The 3,339-nt window shown below is 49.3% G+C and carries 2 protein-coding genes and 1 pseudogene; 2 read left to right on the top strand and 1 reads right to left on the bottom strand.

Annotated elements, in window-relative coordinates:
* On the bottom strand, nucleotides 1-824 hold an 824-nt coding region (locus tag AC1DWB_RS32465), incomplete at its 3' end, for a LacI family DNA-binding transcriptional regulator (protein ID WP_477545228.1).
* Nucleotides 825-1,189: 365 nt separating this feature from the next.
* On the opposite strand from AC1DWB_RS32465, the gene AC1DWB_RS32470 reads away from it, so the two are divergent.
* Nucleotides 1,190-3,043: an NHL repeat-containing protein gene (locus AC1DWB_RS32470; RefSeq protein WP_477545229.1), complete on the top strand. Its 1,854-nt coding sequence runs from the start codon at nucleotides 1,190-1,192 to the stop codon at nucleotides 3,041-3,043.
* A pseudogene (locus AC1DWB_RS32475) lies at nucleotides 3,040-3,339 on the top strand (hypothetical protein); the annotation flags it as partial. The gene AC1DWB_RS32470 and the pseudogene AC1DWB_RS32475, both read left to right, overlap by 4 nt.

Here is a 3,339-nt window from a genome sequence, read left to right on the forward strand (position 1 = left end):
TCACAGAAGTACGAATCACCAAAGCCAACGACGGATAGATCAGCTGGTATCTTCAATAAAGCATCATTAGCAGATCTGTATACTCCACTGGCRATGATGTCATTACTGGCCATAATAGCGGTTACACCTTTGGATAAAAGAATGCTCGCACCCTCACACCCGACTTCCTTATGATTAATGTTCGCGCTTTCAAATATTAGGTGTTTATCGAAGCTGATATGATTGTCATACAATGCTTTCTTGTAACCTTCCAGCTTATCTATAGCCTCTTGCGTGTTTAGCGGGCTGGTGATGTAGCCTATGAGTTCGTGCTTCTTGTGGATTAAATGCTGAGCAGCCATGTAAGTGCCTAGCTTATAATCCATATTTACATGATGAACATGATGAAATCGGGCGATGTCCAGCTCTCTAAAGCTTGAAGATGGCGCGAACACAATCCCTTCGACATTTCGTTCCTGAAGGATCTCCACATATTTATTTTCTTTGGACTCCTCGGCATCGCTGTTGCAAATAATAACGCTCATATTTTCGCGGAAGGCATAGTCCTCAACCCCCCGGACAAATTGTTTATAGAACGTATCTGACGCGTCAGCAATTACGAGACCGATTGTCGCAGACTTGGCAGAAATTCGATTAATCACTTTCCGGTAAGGAATATAATTGTTGTCATTAATAATCTTCACGATCTTTTGTCTCGTATCCTCGCCGATATCCTGATCCTTCTGGTTCAGCACTTTGGAAACGGTTGCAATTGAAACACCGGCAAGCTTAGCAATATCCTTGATCGTCAGCGAAACAGAACTTGAACTCTGATTGTCGGTCACTTCACTACCTCGCCACCTTTCATGTGGAGCCTATAAGAAACACATATGGAACATTACGGAGCCCTTGGCACATTTTACGAAACCTGTTTACTAAAATGTTTTATTGAATTCAAATTAGCACAAACTTTTTGGGGTGTCAATGAAAAACTACTGTTGACGAGCAAAAAAACCCACAGTCGCCACAGCGTCCGATCTCCGATTGGGATAAGATGGTGCAGGAGTGGAAAGACCGCGGAGGCGCGTAATAAATGATTCTGGATTTACAATGGAGTTGTAATAGCTGTATAATACTTGTATACAATTATTATCAGATCGGGCTATTACCTTAGCCCGATCTTCTTCATTGGGGAAGGGAAGATGAGATTATGAATGCCGAAGAAAGAGTCCATTGTGTAGGAGTTCCGGTTCGGGCAGATGAAACGAGATCGGCTGCGGTGTGTCAAGACAGTTCCGGTCGAGAAAGGGTCGTCATCGTTGCACGAGGCTATGCACTTATCATGGATCCCGTCTCCGGAGTATGCCGACAGCTCGCGTTCCAGGAGGGCAAGAACGAATATCCGTATGCTGCGATGAGCGGTCGGTCCGGACTGTTGTATACCGGGGCTGGGCCGCTATTGGTGGTGCTCGACCCGTTCAACGAGCAGTTTGTGTCCTTGACCGAACCTGCTCCCGGTGAAGAAGTGGTTGGCTTCGCGTTCGCCGAAGACGTGGACGGGATTGTGTATGCAACCACGTATCCGAATGCTAAGCTGCTAAAACTAGACCCGGCTACGGGTATAAGCGAGGTAGTGGTCCAACTTGATTCCGAACAGAAATATGCGATGTCGTTAGCTGTTGGCCGCGACGGCTGGGTATATGCAGGGACCGGAACGACGGCTGCAGGAATTGTCGCTTATCGCCAATCGGATGGAGCGCTTCAAGCTGTGTGTAAGCAAAGCCCTTCCGTTCGTGGAAGCGGGCATGTACATCTGGGAATAGATGGCGAGGTCTACGGCAGACTGCCTGCTGCGGATTCCGAACAGGGCGCCACTGGAAGCGTCGGCTTTAACTGGTACATACTTCGAGATGGAGAGGCATTACCAGTGAACGAAGAGTCAGTCTCTCCTTCCGACTACCAGGGGATCGGCTACCGAAAACTACATAAGAATTTGGCTCACGGCAGAAAGATCATCCATTATGAGCTGGCTGAAGGGGAACTCGTCATCGCTGAACCAGACGGGCGGCCTACCGTACTGAATATCGACTATCAAGGCGGTGGAACGGCGTTGTCTCCTATGACTGCCGGGCCTGACGGGAAATTGTACGGCACTTCCAACCATCCGCTGCATTTGTATCGTTACGATCCGGTTTCGGACGAGCTTACCAACTTTGGCGGCAAGATTGTTGAAGGCGGCGGCGGCGGTAATATATGCGCTTACGCTTCACAAGATCCTTACTTGATCGGTGCGGCCTATGCCGGAGGATTGCTGCATCTGATTGATACGCGCAACCCTCTCAGCAGGATTGAAGGCGCTTCCCCCAATCCGAAGCTGATCTACGAAGACGATCGTATCCACCGGCCGAGGAGCGCGCTTGCACATCCCGATGGCATTCATGTGCTGTATGGCGGGTTTCCCGACTACGGGTCGGTCGGTGGCGCACTCGGCATTGTACATATCCCCACACAGTCCGTGCAAATAGTTGACCACCATACTGTCGTACCTTATCAAAGCACACTTGGTCTTGCCGCATTAAGCAACGGGGATGTAATAGGCTGCACGAGCATCGAAACTCCTGGAGGCGCTGAACCCATCGCCACCGAGGCGTTGTTGTACAGGCTTCGTTGGCATGACCGAGTGGTCTCCGAGAAGTGGGTACCCATTCCGAGGGCGCGGGAGATTTCCTTGCTAACGGTGGACGCGAAGGATCGAGTCTACGGATTGACTTCAGATTCGATATGGTTCGTATTCGATCCTGGTACAGGAAACGTTGTGCACAGACAAGACTTAACCGCTTGGGGATCTATCGTTAGACAAGGCTTGCTGATGACCGATCGAGGAGTTATTGGGTTGCTGAGCCATTCGTTATTTACAGTAGATCCTACAACCCTGATGGTACGACAGCTTGCCTATCTGCCGAAAGCTGCAACCAGCGGCATAGCCTTCCTTCACGGCGACGTCTATTATGGCTGTGGAGCGGAGTTATGGCGATATAAATGGGAGGAAGGTGAGTCATTGTGAGTTACTCACTATCAACACTTAATCCAGAAAGCATACCGAAGCTATTGGATGGCATTCAGTCCTTAGACTCCTGGGAAGCCAAGCGGGAACAGATCTATGAGAAGTGGCTGCGCTTGCTGGGCACTCCCCCCATTGAAGGGATGCATACTACTTTCAGAACTGGCAGCACGTTCGAGATTGTATCCGAATCGGCTGAAGAAGACCATCGCAGGCTAAGCATACAATATGTAACGTTAGATGGTGATCTAGTAACGGCTCTCTTACTTATTCTTAGCCGAACGAGCTTTACGGATGAG

The organism is Paenibacillus sp. P4_E11 (assembly GCF_056401635.1).